A 19,413-nucleotide genomic window follows, 5' to 3' on the forward strand; every position below is an offset into this window, starting at 1 on the left:
GCCAGACAGAGCCGGTACGGTCTACGTGTGTCAGGACAGCGCGCACAGCCGGCAGTGCCGGCTGACCATCGCTCTGTACACCCGCGATTCGCCGGTGTGCCGTGGTGGGGTGCTGTGTTGGTCGCCGTCACGGCTACCGCGATCGGCTTTGCTTTCGACGCAGGTTCGGGTAGTCGCGAGCTCAGCGCGGTGTTCGGGTTCTGCTATTCCCTCGGTTGCATCGTGGCTGTTCTGCTGGTTCAGCAGGCCGGGCTGTTCACCGCGGTGATCCAGCCCCCACTCATCCTTTTCGTCGCTGTTCCCGGGTCCTATTTCCTGTTTCACGGTGGCCAGCTGGCAGGCGTGAAGGACCTGGCGATCAACTGCGGTTATCCCCTGATCGAACGCTTCCCGCTGATGCTGTTCCTCTCGGCGGCGGTACTGCTGATCGGACTGGGCCGGTGGTACGTCGGTCTGACGTCACATCGCGGAACCGACTCGGCGGAGGCATCCGATTCCGGAGCGGCCAAAACCGCCAAGGCATCGCCCGTGGCGGGAATTGTGTCATCTGTCACAGCCAAACTTTCCGGGCTGGTTCTCCGCAAACCCGCTACGGCGTCGACCCGCAGGGGTCGGACGGCCGCGCCGGAAGGCGCGACAGACGCCCCGCCGCGGCGGCGCCCCTCCGAACGGCCTCCCCGACGACGCCCGGCCGGCGCCGAGCCCGGCACGGCCGCAGCAGCGGCCTCCGGGCGACCCCGCGGCGAACGCAGGCCGACCAAGCGCACCGCGGCCGACCGGCCCCGCCCCGGCCGCGCCACCGACGCCGATCTCGGCAGCGAACTCGACGGCGCGATGCCCGAGCGGCCTCGTCGCCCCAGGCCTCCACGTTCTGCCGAGCCCGGAACCGGCGAGCCCCGCCGGCGGGTGCGGACCCAGCCGCGTAAACAGCCGCCGCCGGAGCGCCGCGACACAGGTGCGTTCGAGGCCCCACGCGAGCGCCCACAGCGGCCACGCCGACGATTCGACGACTATCAGCCGTTCGAGGAACCATTCGACCCGCCGACCGGCTCCGGCCGCTCTACGCACCATCCGGTGTCGCGGGTGCGCTACCGCGGCTCCGACGATGAGGACCACCGCGTGGAGCACCGGACCAAGCCCCGCTCACCCAAGGGTGCGGGCGCCAGGGGACGTCACTCGTGGGATTACGACGACTGAGCAGCCACTGACGAGCAGACGCCAAACCCCCCTTTTCACCATGGAAAAGGGGGGTTTGGCGTCTGCTCAGGAAACCTGGGAGCGCGGCGGGCGGATCTCACGCGGCAGCGCGAACACCAACGTCTCGTTGGCCGTGGTCACCGGCTGCACGGTGCCGTAGCCGTAGTCTGCAAGCCGCTCGAGCACACCGCGGACCAGCACCTCCGGCACCGATGCCCCGGACGTGACGCCGACTGTGGTGACGCCCTCCAACCAGGCCGGGTCGATGTCCTCGGCGTAGTCCACCAGGTGTGAAGCCTGCGAGCCGGCGCCGAGCGCCACTTCGACCAGCCGCACCGAGTTCGACGAGTTGCGCGAGCCCACCACGATCACCAGCTCGCATTCGGGAGCCATCGCCTTGACCGCCACCTGACGGTTCTGCGTCGCGTAGCAGATGTCGTCGCTCGGCGGATCCTGCAATGTCGGGAACTTGTCGCGGAGCCGACGCACCGTCTCCATGGTCTCGTCGACGCTCAGCGTCGTCTGCGAAAGCCAGATCACCTTGTTCGGGTCACGCACCGTGACCTTGTCGACCGCGTCCGGATTGTCGACCACCTGGACGTGGTCGGGCGCCTCACCGGCGGTGCCGACCACCTCTTCGTGGCCTTCGTGACCGATCAGCAGGATGTCGTAATCGTCACGGGCGAATCGCTTGGCCTCGTTGTGCACCTTGGTGACCAGGGGGCAGGTGGCGTCGATGACCTGCAGGCTGCGCTCGGCAGCGGTCTCGTGGACGGTCGGAGCGACGCCGTGCGCCGAGAACACCACGATGGCCCCTTCGGGAACCTCATCGGTCTCGTCGACGAAGACGGCGCCGGCCTTGGCCAGCGTCTCCACCACGTGCTTGTTGTGCACGATCTCGTGCCGCACGTAGACCGGCGCGCCGTGCTTCTCCAGGGCGCGCTCCACGGTCTCGACGGCGCGGTCCACCCCGGCGCAATATCCGCGGGGCTCGGCCAGCAGGACCCGTTTGCCCGAAGCTTGCGAACCACCGCCTGACCTCACCGAGCTGGTGGCACCCGGGATACCCATGTTGATTGTCGGCGGCATGTCTCCAGGGTACGGGGCGACAACGCAACGGAGCCAACCGTGGCTGTGGCTAGTCTGTGCACATGGGAACTGCACCGTATGGGGTCCGGCTGCTGGTTGGTGCGGCAGCGACCGCCCTGGAAGAAACCCGCAAGTTGCCTCAGACGATCCTGACCTATCCCATGACGATGGCCAGCCAGGCGGCCAACCTCGTCATGCACGTCCAGCAGAATTTGGCTGAGCTGGTGGTCAAGGGCGACGAGACACTCGAGCAGCTGTTTCCGCCCAAGGACGAGCAGCCCGAATGGGCCACGTTCGACGAAGATCTCGAGGCAGATGCCGGTGAGGACGCCGCGCCCGGCGCCGGTGACGGCGAGCGGCGCACCGAGGGACGGTTCGCGCTGTACAGCACCGGGGAACCCGAGGGGGCCGGCCCGACGAACGGCAAGGCCGGACGTACCACCACCGCAGGCGCCGCACCGGACATCGCCGCCGAGCTCGGCTACGACACGCTGACACTTGCGCAGCTGCGCGCCCGGTTGACCTCCCTGCGGGTGGCCGACCTTGAGGCGCTGCTGGCCTATGAAGAAGCCGGCCGGGCCCGTGCACCGTTCGTCACGCTGCTCGCCAACAGGATCACCCGCGCGACCGCGAAGTGACCGAACCGGGTCAGTCACCGGAGAACCCCTGGCCGGTCCGTGCCGTGGCGACCCGCGTCGCCAAATGGATCGACCGCCTCGGCACGGTCTGGGTCGAGGGGCAGCTGACCGAACTCAAGGTCCGCCCGGATTCCAAGACCGTGTTCATGGTGCTGCGGGATCCGGCTGCCGACATGTCGCTGACGCTGACCTGCCCGCGCGACCTGGTGCGCAACGCCCCGGTCAAGCTGACCGAGGGCACCCAGGTGATCATCTGCGGCAAACCGAATTTCTACACCGGTCGCGGCACATTCTCTTTGCGGGTCAACGAGATTCGCGCGGTCGGCATCGGTGAACTGCTGGCCCGGATCGAGCGGCTGCGTCGACTGCTGGAGGCCGAAGGGCTGTTCGATCCGCGGCTCAAGCGGCCAATCCCGTTCCTGCCCAACACTATCGGGCTCATCACGGGCCGCGCATCCGCCGCCGAGCGCGATGTGACCACAGTGGCCGGCAGCCGCTGGCCGGCGGTGCGTTTCGAGATCCGCAACACCATCGTGCAGGGACCCAACGCGGTGCCGCAGATCGTGGAAGCTATTGCAGCCCTGGATGCCATGCCCGAGGTCGACGTCATCGTCCTGGCCCGGGGCGGCGGCAGCGTCGAGGACCTGCTGCCGTTTTCCGACGAGACCCTGTGCCGGGCGATCGCCGCATGCCGGACCCCGGTGGTCAGCGCGATCGGCCACGAACCCGACACTCCCCTGTCCGATCTCGTCGCCGACGTGCGCGCAGCCACCCCGACCGACGCGGCCAAGCGCATCGTGCCCGACGCGGCCGCCGAGCAGGCGCTGATCAACGATCTGCATCGGCGCAGCGCCCGTGCGCTCCGCAACTGGGTGCACCGCGAGCAACACCACCTGCAGCAGTTGCGCAGCCGCCCGGTATTGGCGCAGCCCCTGGCGGCGCTGACCGCGCGGGCCGATGAGATCGCGCGGGCCCGTGCCACCGCCGAACGGGACATCACCCGCAAGATCGCCGCGGAGTCCGACACCGTCGGACACCTGGCGGCGCGACTGACCTCGCTCGGCCCGGCGGCGACACTGGCGCGCGGGTATGCGGTGGTCCAGGCGGTCCCGGCATCCGGCGCGCCGACAGTTCTCCGTACGGTGGCCGACGCACCGAACGGCACCCGATTGCGGGTCCGGGTGTCCGACGGAGTGATCTCGGCTGTCAGCGATGGCAGCGAGTAGAGGGGTGTGAGGACCGTGAGCATTAAGCCTATTAGTGAACTGGGCTATGAAGAGGCCCGGGACGAACTGATCGCCGTCGTGCAGCAGTTGGAGCAGGGCGGGCTGGATCTCGATGCTTCGCTGAACCTCTGGGAACGTGGCGAGAAACTGGCACAACGCTGCGAAGAGCACTTAGCTGGAGCGCGGCAGCGCGTTGAGCAGGCCCTCGCGGCGCGCGAGTCTGACGAAAGTTGACCCAGCAATTATTTTTGTCGATGACGTTCGAAACTGGAACCTGTTTCAGTTAAGCTGCCGGGCATGGGTGACGCATCTTTGACCACTGAACTCGGCCGCGTCCTGGTGACCGGTGGCTCCGGCTTCGTCGGCGCCAACCTGGTGACCGAGCTGCTCGACCGCGGATACGCGGTGCGCTCGTTCGACCGTGCGCCGTCCCCGCTGGGCGATCACGCCGGCCTGGAGGTCATCGAGGGCGACATCTGCGACAAGGAGACCGTCGCCGCAGCCGTCGAGAACGTCGACACGGTCATCCACACCGCCGCCATCATCGATCTGATGGGCGGCGCCTCGGTCACCGACGAGTACCGGCAGCGCAGCTTCGCCGTCAACGTCGAGGGCACCAAGAACCTGGTGCACGCCGCACAACAGGCGGGGGTCAAGCGCTTCGTCTACACCGCTTCCAACAGCGTCGTGATGGGCGGGCAGGACATCGTCAGTGGTGACGAGACCATGCCGTACACCGGCCGGTTCAACGATCTCTACACCGAGACCAAGGTGGTCGCCGAGAAGTTCGTGCTCGCCGAGAACGGCAAGCACGACATGCTGACCTGCTCGATCCGGCCCAGCGGCATCTGGGGTCGCGGCGACCAAACCATGTTCCGCAAGGTGTTCGAGAACGTGCTCGCCGGGCACGTCAAGGTGCTCGTCGGCAACAAGAACATCAAGCTGGACAACTCCTACGTGCACAACCTGATCCACGGTTTCATCTTGGCCGCCCAGCATCTGGTTCCCGGTGGCACCGCACCCGGTCAGGCCTACTTCATCAACGACGGCGAGCCGATCAACATGTTCGAGTTCGCCCGCCCGGTGATCGCGGCGTGCGGCCGCAAGCTGCCCAACTTCCGCGTCTCAGGGCGTCTGGTGCACAAGGCGATGATGGCCTGGCAGTGGCTGCACTTCAAATTCGGCATTCCGGCTCCGCTGATCGAACCCCTTGCGGTGGAACGGCTTTACCTCAACAACTACTTCTCGATCGCCAAGGCCAAACGCGACCTGGGGTATGAGCCGTTGTTCACCACCGAGAAGGCCATGGCCGAATGCATGCCGTACTACACGGACCTGTTCCATCAGATGGAGTCCGACGCGGCCAGGCAACCGGTCACCGCGTAGGCCGAGGCCGCCCGGCGGTCAGCGGTACAGATGCACCGGATGGTGCGTGGACTGTTCGATGCGCGCCGACGCCGCGTGCAGTAGTTCGGTCCCGAGCGTGATGAGCGCGCGTGCCGCCGCGATCTCTTCACCGATCATCGGCGCACCGGGGTCTCTGGGGTTGCGGTAGGCATCCCCGGTGGTGGACATCGTGTCGTCGCGCAGCTGCGCGCGCGCTGAGGCGTGGGTATGGATGTCGTCCTCGGAGAACTCGATCTCGACGAGCCATTTGTTGGTCAGATCCTTGTCGTACATGTCAATCACCCTCCACCTCTAGGGTGCGCCGGATATGTCCCTGACACCAGGGCGCAGCGTGACGAACAGGTGGCGAACCATGGCCAGGAACGTCACCGCCCACACCGCCAGCGCGATCCAGCTCTCGACGTATCCGATGCGCTCCACGATGGGTAACTGATCGGCCTGGCCGAGGTAGTGGCCGCCGACGCCGTACATGCCGAGGGGGAAGACCACGCTCCACAAGGTGGGGTCATAACGCAACGGGATGCGATGGACGTAGTGGCGCCAGATGCCTGCGGCGATCAACGGTGGAATCAGCCAGGTACCGAAGGCCCAGAAGAACACGGACGTTCCCGCGATCAGCCCACGGGTGGCCGCGACCATGGGCGCGTCGGCCATCTCCACGATCCGGGCCCCGGCGACCACGGTGATGGCGGTGGCCCCCATCGCCACCCAGTACGGCGGGGTGAGATCGGTAGGCCGCAGTGGATACACCAGTAACCGGACCGCGACGAAGATGCCCGCCGCGCCGTACAGAAAAATCCCGACGGACCACGAGAACACCGCCAGCAACGCCAATTCCGAACGGCCGGCGGCTATTTCGGGCTGCAACGCCGCGGCCAGCACCGCGACGGACTGACTGGCCACCACCCAGATGAACCAGGTGCCGTTCGCGTGCTGCAGCACCGGCCGGGCCGCCTGACCGAGAACCGCCGTCCACGGCACCACGTAGCCCAGCACCATCCACGCCACCCAGCCGATCGCCAGGAGCGTGAAGGCAAGCCCGTAATGGCTGTCCGCGGCCAGCCGGGTACCGACCACACAGGTTGCGGCCACGAACGTGAACATGGCAAAGCCACGGCTCGGGTCGGTCAGATCGGCGATGAACTCACGGCGGTACCGGGCGGTGCGCGCGATGGTCAGAACGACCAGGGCCACATAGGCGATCGCCGCCACCCACAGCAATGCCACCGAAAGTGCATGTGCATGGTGGTAATTCATCGCGATGGACATGATTCCGGTGGCCATGACGAGTGCGAAGTAACCGGGATGCAAGGTACGCACTGCCTCGCGTGCGGTCGGCTCACTCATGGCTCCGGTCATACCACCGCATTCACAGGCTGATGCGCAAATTTCCGACGACAGGCGGGCACAGCAGCGACGATGCCGAGCGTTTGGCGGATCAGTGGCCGAGCAGGGACAGCGCATACCCCCGACGAAGCTTGCCCGACGGTGTTTTCGGGATCGCTCCCGGCGGTAGGACGACGACGGAGCGTGGCCGTGCGTCGACCTCTGTGACCACATGGTGGGCGACGTCATGCTGGATACGGCGGACCTCGCCATGGTCATCGAACGCGTGCGATTCCACTGCGACGGCGAAGGACTCCGTCGAACGGCCGGAATGCAGTCGCACCGCGACGGCGCAACCGGGTCGCACGCCGTCGACGCGACCGGCAGCGCGCTCGATGTCGGTCGGATGGATGTTGCGACCGGCCATGATGATGACGTCCTTGACCCGGCCACAGACCACGATGTGGCCGTTCTCGGTCAAGTAGCCCAGGTCGCCGGTGTCGTACCAGCCCCGCTCGTCCTGCGCCGGGACAAATCCCGCCGCCGTGGTGTAACCGCGGGTCAATGATTCACCGCGAACCTGGATCACTCCGACACCGCGGGCCGGAAGCAGTGTGCCGTCCTCGTCGACGACGCGGGCTTCCAGCCCACTCAGCAGCGGACCCAGTGTCGCCAATCGGCGGCGATTGCCGCTCTTCGCCGGCACCGCACGTCGCAGGGTCGCAAGAATGTCAGCATCCACGTCATCGACCACCAGGCCCGTGTTGCACTCCGAGAACGAAACCGCGACCGTGGTCTCGGCCATGCCGTAGGCCGGCAGAATCGCTTCTGGTCGCAACCCGAACGGCTTGCCCGCCGCACACAGATCCTCGACGTCGGCCGGCTCGACCTGCTCGGCACCCGACAGCGCCCATCGCAACGTCGACAGGTCGAACTCGCCGGGTTTGGCCTGCCTACGCAACCGCTTGGCCAACAGTGCGTAGGCGAAGTTCGGCGCGGCGGTCATCGTGCCCTTGTACTTGTCGATGAGCCTCGCCCACAGCAATGAGTCCCGCAGGAAATCCATTGGCGTGATCTTGACCAGCTCCGCGCCGAAGTACATCGGGACTGTCAGGAACCCGGTCATCCCCATGTCGTGGAACAGCGGCAGCCAGCTGATGATCACGTCGGTTTCCAGGTCGAACTCGGCACCGACGAACATCGCCTCAGCGTTGGAACACAGGTTGCGGTGGGTGATTTGGACCGCTTTGGGAGGGCCCGTGGAGCCCGACGTCAGCTGCAACAACGCCAGGTCATCGTCGTCGACGTGCACCGGTTCGACGGGCTCCGCGGCGAGCAATTGCTCGATGGTGACAACCGCAAGCCGGCGCTCGGCCAGCGCGGGCGCGGCAGCCAGAAACGGCTCGGATATCACAACTGTGCCGGCGTCGATGGCTTCGACCACTTCGGTCGTTTCAGCAGCCCATTGCACGAGGTCGGTGCGAGGGGTGGGCTGGTGCAGCATGGTCAGGCTGGCGCCACGCATCCACACGGCCTGGGCGGCAGGCGCGACCTCGACCGGAAGTCCGGCCAGCACCGCGATCGCGTCACCGTGGCCTACGCCCGCAGCGGCGAGGCCACCCGCGATCCGAAGCGCGCGCTGATGTACCTGCTCCCAGGTATGCCGCACCGGCGCGTGTGGTTCACCGGTCACCATCCCCCTGGTGCTTGCGTGCGCGTTTGCGTACATCGTCTCGGTGAATCTGCTCATGGATCCCCCCTGAACCCATTACGCCGCGTTTCCGCGAATGATTCGTCCACGAATGACGCATGTGGCCACCGGCGATGCTCCCACCCAGAGCAATCGCAGACGGCGGCCGGACAGCCTGCACTGGACGAACCTACGATTTCGACAGAATAACCAGCCCGGGCCAGGATTCGAGGCGATCTGGCGGCCAACCGATGGCCGTGTCGTCGCTGATCGATGGATATTTGCTTGGACAACAAGGCAATACACACGCCGGACAACGAGAACGTCGACGGCGACGGCACATTCGAGCGACCATGAAACCTGAGCGAGGCCGCGGTCCAAAGTGAACGCCCCGGTAAATATCTGCTGAGAAGCGTGGCGAAGTCCACCGGCGGCCCACGAAACCACATACCGTCGGTCAGAGACCGACAGGTCGGGGATAAACAGGAGGACCGCACCATGCCCAACGGCAAGCCGAACATCCTGGTGATCTGGGGCGACGACATCGGCATCAGCAATCTCAGTTGCTACAGCGACGGATTGATGGGATACCGCACCCCGAACATCGACCGCATCGCCAACGAGGGCATGCGTTTCACCGACTCATACGGCGAGCAAAGCTGCACTGCCGGGCGCGCCGCCTTCATCAGCGGGCAGAGCGTGTACCGCACCGGAATGAGCAAAGTCGGCATACCCGGCGCCGACATCGGCTGGGCCGCCGAGGACCCGACGATCGCCGAACTGCTGAAGCCATTGGGTTACGCCACCGGACAATTCGGCAAAAATCACTTCGGCGACCTAAACAAGTATCTGCCGACGGTGCACGGCTTCGATGAGTTCTTCGGCAACCTCTACCACCTCAATGCCGAGGAAGAACCCGAGAACTACGACTATCCCCACGAGGACCGATATCCCAGGCTCTACAAGCTGGCCAAACCCAGAGGCGTACTGAAATGCAAGGCCACCACCGAGATATCCACGGAACCCGATGACCCGAAGTACGGGCCGGTGGGTAAGCAGACCATCGAGGACACCGGTCCCCTGACCACCAAACGGATGGAGACCATCGACGAGGACATCGCCGATGCGACCGTCGACTACATCAAACGCCAGCACGCGGCGGACAACCCGTTCTTCGTGTGGTGCAACTTCACCCACATGCACCTGTACACCCACACCAAACCGGAAAGCCGTGGGCAGGCCGGGCTGTGGCAGTCGCCGTACCACGACACGATGATCGACCATGACCGCAACGTCGGCACCGTGCTCGACGTGCTCGACGAACTCGGTATCGCCGACGACACCATCGTCATCTACTCGACCGACAACGGGCCGCACCGCAACACCTGGCCCGACGCAGGCACGACACCGTTCCGCAGCGAGAAGGACACCAACTGGGAGGGCGCTTTCCGGGTGCCCGAGCTCATTCGCTGGCCCGGAAAGATCAAGGCCGGCACCGTCTCCAACGAAATCGTCCAACATCACGACTGGCTGCCGACACTGCTGGCCGCGGCTGGTGACCCGGACATCAGCGAGAAGCTGAAGAAAGGTCACAAGGCCGGCGCCGACGGAAACACCGAATACAAGGTGCACATCGACGGGTTCAACCTACTGCCCTACCTCACCGGCGAGGTCGACACGAGCCCACGGCGCGGGTTCTTCTACTTCTCCGACGACGGCGACCTGGTGGCCATGCGGTTCGAGAACTGGAAGGTCGTGTTCGCCGAACAGCGCTGCCAGGGGACACTGCGGATCTGGGCCGAACCGTTCACGCCGTTGCGCGTACCCAAGCTGTTCAATCTGCGTACCGACCCCTACGAGTACGCCGACATCACGTCGAACACGTACTACGAGTGGCTGTTGCGGCACGATTTCTTCGTGTTCTACGCGACCGCCATGGCGACGAAGTTCCTCGAGACGTTCGAGGAATTCAAACCGCGGCACCCACCGGCGAGCTTCAGCATCGACCATGCCGTCGAGAAACTGCACGAATTCCTGGCCAAGGACTGAGGGGAGATCGAAACATGCCGAACGGAAAACCCAACATCCTGGTCATCTGGGGCGACGACATCGGAATCTGGAACCTGAGTTGCTATAGCCGCGGCATGATGGGCTACCAGACGCCGAACATCGACCGGATCGCCAATGAGGGCATGCTTTTCACCGACTCCTACGGTGAGCAGAGTTGCACCGCGGGCCGCGCGTCGTTCATCACCGGACAAAGTGTCTACCGCACCGGGATGAGCAAGGTGGGTATGCCCGGCGTCGACGTGGGGCTCCAGAAGGAGGATCCGACGATCGCTGAGCTGCTGAAACCATTGGGTTATGCCACCGGGCAATTCGGCAAGAACCACCTCGGCGACCTCAACAAGTTCCTGCCGACCGCTCACGGCTTCGACGAGTTCTTCGGGAATCTCTACCACCTCAACGCCGAAGAGGAACCCGAGCACGAGGACTACCCCACCGCGGAGGAGGCACCGCTGCTGCGGAAGGCGCTACTGCCTCGCGGCGTGATCCATTCCTGGGCCACCGACGAGGATTCCGGCGAAGTCGACCCCCGGTACGGCCCCGTCGGCAAGCAGCGCATCGAAGACACGGGGCCGCTGACGAAGAAGCGGATGGAAACCGTGGACGACGAGACGACGTCTGCGTGTGCCGATTTCATCAAACGCCAGCACGAGTCGGACACCCCGTTCTTCGTCTGGATGAACCTGACCCACATGCACTTCCGGACCCACACCAAGCCGGAGAGCCGGGGGCAGGCCGGCCGCTGGCAGTCGCCCTACCACGACACCATGATCGATCACGATCGCAACGTCGGCACGCTGCTGGATCTGGTGGATGAACTCGGCATCGCCGAGGACACCATCGTCATTTACAGCACGGACAACGGACCGCATGCGAACTCGTGGCCGGACGGTGCGACGACCCCGTTCCGCAGCGAGAAGGCCACCAACTGGGAGGGCGCTTTCCGGATTCCCGAGATGATCCGCTGGCCCGGCAAGATCAAGCCGGGGGCTATCTCCAATGAGATTGTGCAACACCATGACTGGCTGCCCACATTTCTCGCTGCCGCGGGTGATCCGGACATCGTGGACAAGCTGAAGGCCGGCCACAAGGCCGGAGCCGACGGCGAGACGGAATACAAGGTGCACATCGACGGGTACAACCTGCTGCCCTATCTCACCGGGGAGGTGGAGAAGAGCCCCAGGCGCGGCATGATCTACTTCTCCGACGACGGTGACGTGTTGGGCATCCGGGCAGACAACTGGAAAATCGTGTTCATGGAGCAGCGGTGCCCTGGCACGCTGCAGGTCTGGTTCGAGCCGTTCACGAAGTTGCGTGCTCCGAAGCTGTTCAACCTGCGCACCGATCCGTTCGAGCATGCAGATGTCACGTCGAACACGTACTGGGACTGGATGATCGACCGCCTCTTCCTCATGTTCTATGGCTCGGCGATCGTGACGCAGTTCCTGGAGACCTTCAAAGAGTTTCCGCCGCGCCAGGAACCCGCGTCCTTCACCATCAATCACGCGGTGGAAGAACTCCAGAAGTTCCTCGCCAGCCGGGGAGGCTGAGCGTGGCAGTGCTCGACTCCTGGCATGACGGCCCCACGAAGTCGGCGATCGTCGACTTCGTGGGTCACGTCACCACCGAGGTGCCGCCCGAGGAGCGCGTCGCGGTGTTCGACAACGACGGCACGCTGTGGTGTGAGAAGCCGGCCTACATCCAGCTGGACTTCCTGGTGCGTCGCCTGGCCGAGCAGGCGGCCGCCGACCCGTCGCTGGCCACCAAGCAGCCCTACCAGGCTGCTGCCGCCGGGGATCTTGCCTGGTTCGGGGACGCCGTCACCAAGCACTACAACGGTGACGATTCGGCTCTCAAAATCCTTGCCGGAGGCATACTTTCGGCATATGCCGGACTGTCGGTCGAGGAGCATGCCGCCCGGATCAAGGAGTTCTTCGCCGAGGCGCAGCATCCGACGCTGGGCCGTCCGTACACCACGTGCGCCTACCTGCCGATGGTGGAACTGCTGCGGTATCTGGAAGCGAACGGCTTCACCAACTACATAGTCTCCGGTGGCGGCCGTGATTTCATGCGCCCGGTGACCGTGTCGATGTACGGCGTTCCCCCGGAGCGGGTGATCGGCAGTTCGGTGGGGTTGGATTTCGTGGACGGCCAACTCAGGACAACGGCCACACCGGAGTTCCTCAACGACGGCCCGGTCAAGGCGGTGCGGATCTGGGGGCGGACGGGCCGCCGCCCGATCTTCGCCGCAGGCAACTCCAACGGCGACATCGAAATGCTCGAGTACACCAGGGCCGGCATCGGTCCATCGTTGAGCATGCTGGTGCGTCACGACGACGCCGAGCGCGAATTCGATTACACCGCAGGGGCAGAGAAGGCATTGGGTCTGGCCGCCGACCGCGGCTGGACGGTGGCGAGCATGCGTGATGATTGGACCACGGTCTTTGACTGAGTTCGCGCGCAGCTCATCGACTCCGCGTCCAGGGCGCAGAAGTGCGAGAGACTCGGGCCCTCAGCGCAGAGTCGACGCATGACATCGGCTGATCTGGTCTGGATTCCGCCGCAGACGGCAACCCTCGGCTCGGACACGCACTACCCGGAGGAAGCGCCGGCGCGGGAGGTTGCCACGGCGGGGTTCTGGATCCAACGTCATCAGGTGACCAACGCCGACTATGCCCAATTCGTGGACGCCACGGGCTATGTCACGGTCGCCGAGCGTCCCGTCGACCCGGATGACTTCCCGGGGGCCCCACCGGAGAACCTGGTGCCCGGCTCGATGGTGTTCCAGCGCACCGCCGGCCCGGTGGATCTCAAGCACATCAACCTGTGGTGGGCGTGGACACCGGGCGCGTGCTGGAATCACCCCCGCGGACCGCGCTCGACGTTGAAGGGCCGTGAGCAGCATCCCGTGGTGCACATCGCCTTTGACGATGCCGCGGCGTATGCGGACTGGGCCGGGCTCGCACTGCCCACCGAGGCGGAGTGGGAGACCGCGGCACGGGGCGGGTTGGCGGGAGCCGCGTACACCTGGGGCGACGAACCCGAGCAGCCCGGCCGGCAGCTGGCCAACTACTGGCACGGCGAGTTCCCGTATCTCCCCGAAACCGGTTACGGCACAACCAAGCCGGTCGGCAGCTTCGAGCCCAACGGGTACGGCCTGTTCGACATGGCGGGCAATGCCTGGGAGTGGACCACCGACTGGTACGGGGATGACCGGACGGCCACGCCGTGCTGCGCCGCAGACACCTATGACCCGAACCAGCCGCAGTTCCAGATCGCGCGCAAGGTGATCAAAGGCGGCTCGTTCCTGTGCGCCGACAGCTATTGCATGCGGTACCGTCCGGCTGCGCGGCGACCGCAGATGGTGGATACCGGCATGAGCCACATCAGCTTCCGCTGCGTCAAGCGGCCCTAGCCGAACGCCGGGGCGACGAATCGCCGCAACATCTCCTGCTCCGCAGCGTCATCGGCACCGGGCCAGACCAACAGTGAGAGCACCAAACGGACGATCCACGCCGCGGCCGCCGGGTCGTCCTCGCCCAGCCCGGTGAGTTCGGTGGCGAAGGCAGCCGGTACCGGCGATCGCGTCAGGTCCGCCATCCCACCCCCACCGCGCAGTGCGCTGCGCAAGATGTCGAACATCGGGTCGGCACGAATACGGTGAAGGGCAACGGTGACCGCGGTCAACACCCGCTGCGCCCCGCTCAGGCCGTCGACCGAGCGACGCACCTCCGCCACGATCGACGCGGCCAGCCGAGCCAGTACCGCGTCACGGATCTGCGCCTTGCCGCCCGCATGCCGGTACACCGTCGCGCGCGAGCAGTGCACCCGTGCCGCCAGTGCATCGATGTCCAGTGAATCAAGCCCGTCGCGGGCCGCCATCTCGGCAGCCGCTGCGTAGATGCGCTCGGCAGCCTCGACACGGCGGTCGCCCCCGACCAACCAGTCCGCGCGCTTGGGAGACATACCTGCGAGATTATCTCAGCTTGAGACAAAATTTCCCGATAATCTCAGTGGGTCCGCAGGTCACCGTGCCGCCTTGAGACGCGTCCTCGCCTCAGGCCCCGGCGTCGCATATCAACATGTCGGAGCACCGTTGACTGCCCCTGAATGGACAGCCAACCTGGGCAAATGCTCCTGGCACACGAAATGTTCGAACCGGCCTGTCTGCAGGATCCATATCCGCTGTACGACCGGCTCCGGGCCGGCGCACCGGTGGCCCAGGTGGGTGACTCCCCGTTCTTCGTGGTGACGTCATTCGACGCCGTCATCGAGGCCACCGCGCGCACGCAGGAGTTCTCGTCGAACCTCACCGCAACCATGTGGTCCCAGCCCGACGGCACCGTGTCCCCGTTCGACATGGCTGAGCCGGACAGCCCCGTGCATGTGCTGGCCACGGCCGACGATCCGGCCCACGCCGCCCACCGCAAGATGGTGCTGCCCCGGATGGCGGCCAAGCGGATCGCCGAACTGGAACCCTTCGTCGCGGCCATCACCGCCGAGCTGCTTGCCGAGGCGACCGGAGAATTCGAGTGGATGTCCACACTGGCTGACCGGCTACCCATGCTGGTGGTCGCGCAGCTGCTGGGGCTACCGGCCGCGGATGTCGATCGGCTGGTGGCGTGGGCCTACGCCAGCACGCAGCTGCTCGACGGTTTGGTCGACACCGAACAACTCACGGCGTCGGGGATCGCAGCGGTCGAGCTCGGGGGCTACCTCAACGAACGGTTCGGTGAAGCGTCAGCGAACCCGGGAGAAAACCTCCTGGGCGACCTGGCCGGCTACTGCGCGGCCGAGCGGGTTGCCCCGGAGGTGGCCGTGTTGATGCTGATCCAGCTGGTCGGCGCAGGCGCGGAATCGACTGCAGCGTTGATCGGCAGCGCGGTCTGGATCCTCAGCCGGCGACCCGCGCTGGCCGAGCGCCTGCGCCGCGATTCCGCGCTGATCGCGCCATTTCTGGAGGAGGTGCTGCGGTTCGAGTCCCCGTTCAGGGGGCACTACCGGCATGTGCGGGCGGATTCTGAACTGGCAGGGGTCCCGGTGCCCGCCGGCAGCCGGCTATTGCTGATGTGGGGTGCGGCCAATCGGGATGGGGAGGTGTTCGACGCCCCGAGCGAGTTCCGGCCTGAGCGGCCGAACGTCAAGGCGCACTTGGCGTTCGGCAAGGGCGGACACTTCTGCCTCGGAGCCGCGCTGGCCCGCCTCGAGGCCCGAATCGTGATCTCGTCGCTGCTGTCGGCGCGCACCGACATCCGCCCGGCCGGCGATGCCGAATGGCAACCCAGCTTGCTGGTACGACGCTTACGACAGCTTCCGCTGAGCGCGCGGTGAACTAGCGAGGAGTCAGGCGGCCTGCGCCGCGAGCGCGATGCTGTCGTCGTCGACGAACACCAGGCCACCATCGTCGAGGTTGACGGCCCACCGGCGGGCCGGTTCGACGATGCGCTCTCCAGCGACCTCGACCGCGGTTCCGGCCAAGTCGGCGAAATCTTCGACGACAACGCCGTGCAGTTCTTCGTCAGTTCCCGGATACACAACTACCGAGGACCCGACAGCAACCTCTTCGGCAATTTCGCCGGAGTCACTGTCGTTAACCCCCGTCACGACCTCTTCGGACATCACACACCTCCCCAATTGCTGACGCGTGCAACCGAGTACATCACAAACGCCTGCGATTGGCTCACTTTCGCCGATACCTACAGCCACACCTTGCATAGGTGCTGGGCAAATTTCCAAATCCGACGACGACGACCATTCCGGCAAACACGTCACATAGCGATACCGAGCGTGTCCCCGGTCACACTTATCCCCTCATTGCGCCATTGACCAATGCTTTTGAGGCAACCGCAGCAACATTCGCCTGACGTGGCACTCCCCCAGTTCGACCCTGGTCGGCCGGTTGCTGGGCAGACAGGGGCGAACAGCCCGCCCGGAACCTGCCGCGACTGGGCGGATCGCGGTGACACACACCACACCGACGTTCGCTAGTGTTGCAACACGTTCTAGCGAGGAGGCATATGTCCGACGCTGTTTTGGTTACCGGAGCGTTCGGTTTGGTGGGCTCCGCCGTGGTGAAGACGCTGGCCGCCGGCGGGCGCAACGTCGTCGCGACCGACCTCGACGTACCCGCCAACCGCAAGGCCGCCGCCGCGCTCCCGGCATCCGTACAGGTGCGCTGGGCTGACCTGACCGACCCCACCGCCGTCGACGCGCTGGTGTCGGCGGTCGCACCGGCCGCCATCATCCACCTTGCCGCGATCATCCCGCCGTTCTGCTACATGCGCCGTGGGCTGGCCCGCAAGGTCAACGTCGAGGCCACCGCATCGCTGCTGCGTGCCGCAGAGGCCCAGCCGACGCCGCCCCGGTTCGTGCAGGCATCCAGCATCGCCGTCTACGGCGCCCGCAACCCGCACCACATCGACGATGTGCTCGGGCCCGATACCCCGGTCAACCCGTCCGACATCTACGGGGCCCACAAGGTCGAGGCCGAAGCCTTGGTCCGCGCCTCGAAGCTGGACTGGCTGATCCTGCGGCTCGGTGGCGTGATGAGCTGCGAGTTCAGCTTGGACATCGACGTCGATCTCATCTCATTCGAAAGTGTGCTGCCCGCCGACGGGCGACTGCAGACCGTCGACGTGCGTGATGTCGCGGCGGCGTTCGCGGCCGCCACCACGGTCCCCACCGAAACCGCCAACCACGAGGTGCTGCTGATCGGCGGGGATTCGGCCACCCACCGGCACACACAGTCCGCGGTCGGGTCGCAGGCGGCCGCCGCGATGGGAATCAAGGGCGGTCTGCCGATCGGGCGGCCGGGCAACCCCGACGACGACGCCGCGTGGTTCGCCACCGACTGGATGGACACCATCCGCTCGCAGGAAGTGCTGGGCTTCCAACACCATTCGTGGCCCCAACTGCTGGCCGACACCCGCGCGAACGCCGGATTGAAGCGTTTCCCGATCGGCCTGGCCGCACCGTTCATCCGCGCGTTCCTGCGGTCGAAGTCTGCCTACAAGGACTATCCCGGGCAGTTGGCCGACCCGTGGAACGCGATCGACAAGAAGTGGGGCGACCACCAACCGGATCGGGCGCCCGACGAGCGCTCGCGCGAGGAGAAGTAATGAGCAGCATGAGCACCCAGCGCGTCGCGATCGTCATCGGTGGGGCCTCGGGGATCGGGTGGGCCAGTGCCCAGGCCCTGGCCGCCGACGGCTGCCGCGTCGTCGTGGCCGACCGTGACGCCGAGGGCGCGGCCGCCCGGGCCGCTCAGCTCGACGCGCCACACACCAGCTTCTACGTCGACGTCACCGACGAAGATGCGGTCCAGAAACTCTTCGACGACGTTGCGGCGGCCGGCCCGATCGATGTGGTGGTCAACTGCGCTGGTTTCAGCAATGTCGGCCTGATCACCGACATGCCGGTCGAGGATTTCCGCTCGGTCGTCGACGTCTGCCTCAACGGCGGGTTCATCGTCGCCAAACACGCCGGCCGCAACCTGCCCGAAGGTGGTGTGCTGGTTTCGATTTCATCGCTGAACGGACGTCAGCCCGCCGCCGGGATGAGCGCGTACTGTGCCGCCAAGGCCGGGTTGTCGATGCTCACGCAGGTGGCCGCACTTGAGCTGGGGCCGCGCGGCATCCGGGTCAACGCGATCGCGCCGGGCTTCGTGAAGACCCCGCTGACCGATCCCGCCGCGATGATCCCCGGTGTGGTCGAGGAGTACGTCGAGAACACCGCGCTGGGCCGCAGCGGAACGCCCGAGGACATCGCCGCAGCCGTGGTGTTCCTGTGTTCACCGCAGGCGTCGTGGCTGACGGGCGAGGTGCTCGATCTCAACGGCGGCGCACATCTCAAGCGCTACCCGGACGTGCTCGGTCACGTCATGAAACTGGCCCAGGCGTGAAACCAGACCTCTCCGGCAAGCAGGCGATCGTCACCGGCGCCGGATCGGGTATCGGCGCGGCACTGTGCCGCGCGCTGGTGAGCGCCGGCGCCGAGGTGCTCTGCACCGACATCGACGAGGGTGCGGCGGCGCGTACCGCGGCACCGCTCGGTGCCCGGTCGGCGCGCCTCGACGTCACCGATGCCGCCGCCGTGCAGGCCGCGGTCGACGACGTCGTCGAACGGACGGGGCGGCTCGATCTGATGTTCAACAACGCCGGCATCGTCTGGGGCGGGGACACCGAGCTGCTCACCTTGGACCAGTGGAACGCCATCATCGACGTCAACGTGCGCGGCGTCGTCCACGGCGTCGCCGCGGCATACCCGCAGATGATCCGGCAGGGCCACGGCCACATCGTCAACACCGCGTCGATGGCGGGGCTGGCCGCCGCGGGTCAGCTCACCAGTTATGTGATGACCAAGCACGCCGTCGTCGGGCTGTCGTTGGCGCTGCGCTCGGAGGCGGCCGCCCACGGCGTGGGCGTCCTGGCGGTGTGTCCGGCGGCAGTCGAGACCCCGATCCTCGACAAGGGCGCGGTCGGTGGATTCGTCGGCCGCGACTACTTTCTGCAGGGCCAAGGGGTCAAGACCGCCTACGACGCCGACCGGCTGGCCGCCGACACCCTGCGCGCCATCACCGGGAACAAGGCCATCCTGGTCAAACCCCGTCGCGCCCATGCCTCCTGGCTGATCGCCCGCCTGGCGCCCGGGCTCATGCAGCGGCTCTCGATGCGCTTCGTCGCCTCACAACGCGCCGGGCAGGCCGCCCAGCGCACAGCATCGGGCTCCGACGTCACGCCTGCGTAACGCTCAATGCCGACCGTCACGCCGGCGT

Annotated in this window: 19 protein-coding genes; 13 read left to right on the forward strand and 6 right to left on the reverse strand. The window is 66.1% G+C overall.

Features of this window, described 5'->3' with window-relative positions:
- Nucleotides 1–27 precede the first annotated feature (27 nt).
- Complete coding sequence (locus QQ25_RS24075) at nt 28–1,197, forward strand: DUF6542 domain-containing protein (RefSeq protein ID WP_039381471.1); 1,170 nt, start codon at nt 28–30, stop codon at nt 1,195–1,197.
- Nucleotides 1,198–1,263: 66 nt separating this feature from the next.
- Here the strand turns inward: QQ25_RS24075 and QQ25_RS24080 are convergent, their stop codons facing one another.
- Nucleotides 1,264–2,286, reverse strand: a complete 1,023-nt coding sequence (locus tag QQ25_RS24080) for a 4-hydroxy-3-methylbut-2-enyl diphosphate reductase (protein WP_039324043.1) — start codon at nt 2,284–2,286, stop codon at nt 1,264–1,266.
- Nucleotides 2,287–2,348: 62 nt separating this feature from the next.
- Between QQ25_RS24080 and QQ25_RS24085 the strand changes: the two genes are divergently transcribed.
- The 4 genes from QQ25_RS24085 (at nt 2,349) to QQ25_RS24100 (ending at nt 5,536) form a co-directional block, all read left to right on the forward strand.
- Nucleotides 2,349–2,924, forward strand: a complete 576-nt coding sequence (locus QQ25_RS24085; protein ID WP_039324045.1) for a lipid droplet-associated protein — start codon at nt 2,349–2,351, stop codon at nt 2,922–2,924.
- Nucleotides 2,921–4,150: an exodeoxyribonuclease VII large subunit gene (gene xseA, locus QQ25_RS24090; RefSeq protein WP_052236028.1), complete on the forward strand. Its 1,230-nt coding sequence runs from the start codon at nt 2,921–2,923 to the stop codon at nt 4,148–4,150. The genes QQ25_RS24085 and xseA overlap by 4 nt, the downstream gene beginning before the upstream one ends.
- Nucleotides 4,151–4,171: 21 nt before the next feature.
- Nucleotides 4,172–4,384 carry an exodeoxyribonuclease VII small subunit gene (locus QQ25_RS24095; RefSeq protein WP_039324491.1) on the forward strand — a complete coding sequence of 71 codons (213 nt, stop codon included), beginning with the start codon at nt 4,172–4,174 and terminating at the stop codon, nt 4,382–4,384.
- Between the two features lie 63 nt (nt 4,385–4,447).
- On the forward strand, nt 4,448–5,536 hold the full coding sequence (locus QQ25_RS24100) for a 3-beta-hydroxysteroid dehydrogenase (protein ID WP_039324047.1): 1,089 nt from the start codon (nt 4,448–4,450) through the stop codon (nt 5,534–5,536).
- 18 nt (nt 5,537–5,554) lie between these two features.
- Here the strand turns inward: QQ25_RS24100 and QQ25_RS24105 are convergent, their stop codons facing one another.
- The 3 genes from QQ25_RS24105 to QQ25_RS24115 form a co-directional block, all read right to left on the reverse strand.
- Nucleotides 5,555–5,830, reverse strand: a complete 276-nt coding sequence (locus QQ25_RS24105) for a DUF1876 domain-containing protein (protein ID WP_039324048.1) — start codon at nt 5,828–5,830, stop codon at nt 5,555–5,557.
- Between the two features lie 18 nt (nt 5,831–5,848).
- Nucleotides 5,849–6,904 (reverse strand): tellurite resistance/C4-dicarboxylate transporter family protein, encoded by a 1,056-nt coding sequence (locus QQ25_RS24110; RefSeq protein ID WP_039324492.1) that lies wholly within the window; start codon nt 6,902–6,904, stop codon nt 5,849–5,851.
- Between the two features lie 91 nt (nt 6,905–6,995).
- A complete protein-coding gene (locus tag QQ25_RS24115) occupies nt 6,996–8,633 on the reverse strand; it encodes a fatty acyl-AMP ligase (protein WP_039381473.1) in 1,638 nt (545 codons plus the stop codon).
- A 438-nt stretch (nt 8,634–9,071) separates the two neighbouring features.
- Between QQ25_RS24115 and QQ25_RS24120 the strand changes: the two genes are divergently transcribed.
- The 4 genes from QQ25_RS24120 (at nt 9,072) to QQ25_RS24135 (ending at nt 14,055) form a co-directional block, all read left to right on the forward strand.
- Nucleotides 9,072–10,622, forward strand: a complete 1,551-nt coding sequence (locus QQ25_RS24120; RefSeq protein WP_039381475.1) for an arylsulfatase — start codon at nt 9,072–9,074, stop codon at nt 10,620–10,622.
- 14 nt (nt 10,623–10,636) lie between these two features.
- On the forward strand, nt 10,637–12,190 hold the full coding sequence (locus QQ25_RS24125) for an arylsulfatase (protein WP_039381478.1): 1,554 nt from the start codon (nt 10,637–10,639) through the stop codon (nt 12,188–12,190).
- 8 nt (nt 12,191–12,198) lie between these two features.
- Nucleotides 12,199–13,092, forward strand: coding sequence for an HAD family hydrolase (locus tag QQ25_RS24130; protein WP_039381733.1), 894 nt, complete (start codon nt 12,199–12,201; stop codon nt 13,090–13,092).
- 78 nt (nt 13,093–13,170) lie between these two features.
- Nucleotides 13,171–14,055, forward strand: a complete 885-nt coding sequence (locus QQ25_RS24135; protein ID WP_039381480.1) for an SUMF1/EgtB/PvdO family nonheme iron enzyme — start codon at nt 13,171–13,173, stop codon at nt 14,053–14,055.
- On the opposite strand, the gene QQ25_RS24140 is transcribed toward QQ25_RS24135, so the two are convergent.
- The gene (locus tag QQ25_RS24140; protein ID WP_039381481.1) at nt 14,052–14,606 is read right to left on the reverse strand and encodes a TetR/AcrR family transcriptional regulator; all 555 of its coding nucleotides are present in this window, start codon (nt 14,604–14,606) and stop codon (nt 14,052–14,054) included. The genes QQ25_RS24135 and QQ25_RS24140 overlap by 4 nt on opposite strands.
- A 165-nt stretch (nt 14,607–14,771) precedes the next feature.
- Between QQ25_RS24140 and QQ25_RS24145 the strand changes: the two genes are divergently transcribed.
- Nucleotides 14,772–15,971, forward strand: a complete 1,200-nt coding sequence (locus QQ25_RS24145) for a cytochrome P450 (RefSeq protein ID WP_039381483.1) — start codon at nt 14,772–14,774, stop codon at nt 15,969–15,971.
- A gap of 12 nt (nt 15,972–15,983) precedes the next feature.
- Here QQ25_RS24145 and QQ25_RS24150 read toward each other — a convergent pair whose 3' ends face one another.
- The gene (locus QQ25_RS24150; RefSeq protein WP_201774266.1) at nt 15,984–16,259 is read right to left on the reverse strand and encodes a hypothetical protein; all 276 of its coding nucleotides are present in this window, start codon (nt 16,257–16,259) and stop codon (nt 15,984–15,986) included.
- Between the two features lie 398 nt (nt 16,260–16,657).
- Here QQ25_RS24150 and QQ25_RS24155 point away from each other — a divergent pair, with 398 nt between their 5' ends.
- From QQ25_RS24155 to QQ25_RS24165, 3 genes are read left to right on the forward strand one after another with little or no spacing between them, the layout of a single operon-like run.
- Complete coding sequence (locus tag QQ25_RS24155; RefSeq protein ID WP_039381484.1) at nt 16,658–17,758, forward strand: cholesterol dehydrogenase/isomerase; 1,101 nt, start codon at nt 16,658–16,660, stop codon at nt 17,756–17,758.
- A gap of 8 nt (nt 17,759–17,766) precedes the next feature.
- Nucleotides 17,767–18,540, forward strand: coding sequence for an SDR family NAD(P)-dependent oxidoreductase (locus QQ25_RS24160; protein ID WP_039381736.1), 774 nt, complete (start codon nt 17,767–17,769; stop codon nt 18,538–18,540).
- A complete protein-coding gene (locus QQ25_RS24165) occupies nt 18,537–19,385 on the forward strand; it encodes an SDR family NAD(P)-dependent oxidoreductase (RefSeq protein ID WP_039381486.1) in 849 nt (282 codons plus the stop codon). Before QQ25_RS24160 ends, QQ25_RS24165 begins: the two co-directional genes overlap by 4 nt.
- The last annotated feature ends 28 nt before the right edge of the window (nt 19,386–19,413 follow it).

Source organism: Mycolicibacterium setense (genome assembly GCF_000805385.1).
In the GTDB taxonomy this organism is placed as follows: Bacteria; Actinomycetota; Actinomycetes; order Mycobacteriales; family Mycobacteriaceae; genus Mycobacterium; species Mycobacterium setense.

Coding starts and splice junctions, on each gene's coding strand:
- QQ25_RS24105 (WP_039324048.1), bottom strand. CDS start 5,830: ATGTACGACAAGGATCTGACCAACAAATGGCTCGTCGAGATCGAGTTC.
- QQ25_RS24100 (WP_039324047.1), top strand. CDS start 4,448: ATGGGTGACGCATCTTTGACCACTGAACTCGGCCGCGTCCTGGTGACC.
- QQ25_RS24120 (WP_039381475.1), top strand. CDS start 9,072: ATGCCCAACGGCAAGCCGAACATCCTGGTGATCTGGGGCGACGACATC.
- QQ25_RS24140 (WP_039381481.1), bottom strand. CDS start 14,606: ATGTCTCCCAAGCGCGCGGACTGGTTGGTCGGGGGCGACCGCCGTGTC.
- QQ25_RS24160 (WP_039381736.1), top strand. CDS start 17,767: ATGAGCACCCAGCGCGTCGCGATCGTCATCGGTGGGGCCTCGGGGATC.
- QQ25_RS24135 (WP_039381480.1), top strand. CDS start 13,171: ATGACATCGGCTGATCTGGTCTGGATTCCGCCGCAGACGGCAACCCTC.
- QQ25_RS24115 (WP_039381473.1), bottom strand. CDS start 8,633: ATGAGCAGATTCACCGAGACGATGTACGCAAACGCGCACGCAAGCACC.
- QQ25_RS24155 (WP_039381484.1), top strand. CDS start 16,658: ATGTCCGACGCTGTTTTGGTTACCGGAGCGTTCGGTTTGGTGGGCTCC.
- QQ25_RS24085 (WP_039324045.1), top strand. CDS start 2,349: ATGGGAACTGCACCGTATGGGGTCCGGCTGCTGGTTGGTGCGGCAGCG.
- QQ25_RS24145 (WP_039381483.1), top strand. CDS start 14,772: ATGCTCCTGGCACACGAAATGTTCGAACCGGCCTGTCTGCAGGATCCA.
- QQ25_RS24110 (WP_039324492.1), bottom strand. CDS start 6,904: ATGAGTGAGCCGACCGCACGCGAGGCAGTGCGTACCTTGCATCCCGGT.
- QQ25_RS24150 (WP_201774266.1), bottom strand. CDS start 16,259: ATGTCCGAAGAGGTCGTGACGGGGGTTAACGACAGTGACTCCGGCGAA.
- QQ25_RS24080 (WP_039324043.1), bottom strand. CDS start 2,286: ATGCCGCCGACAATCAACATGGGTATCCCGGGTGCCACCAGCTCGGTG.
- QQ25_RS24125 (WP_039381478.1), top strand. CDS start 10,637: ATGCCGAACGGAAAACCCAACATCCTGGTCATCTGGGGCGACGACATC.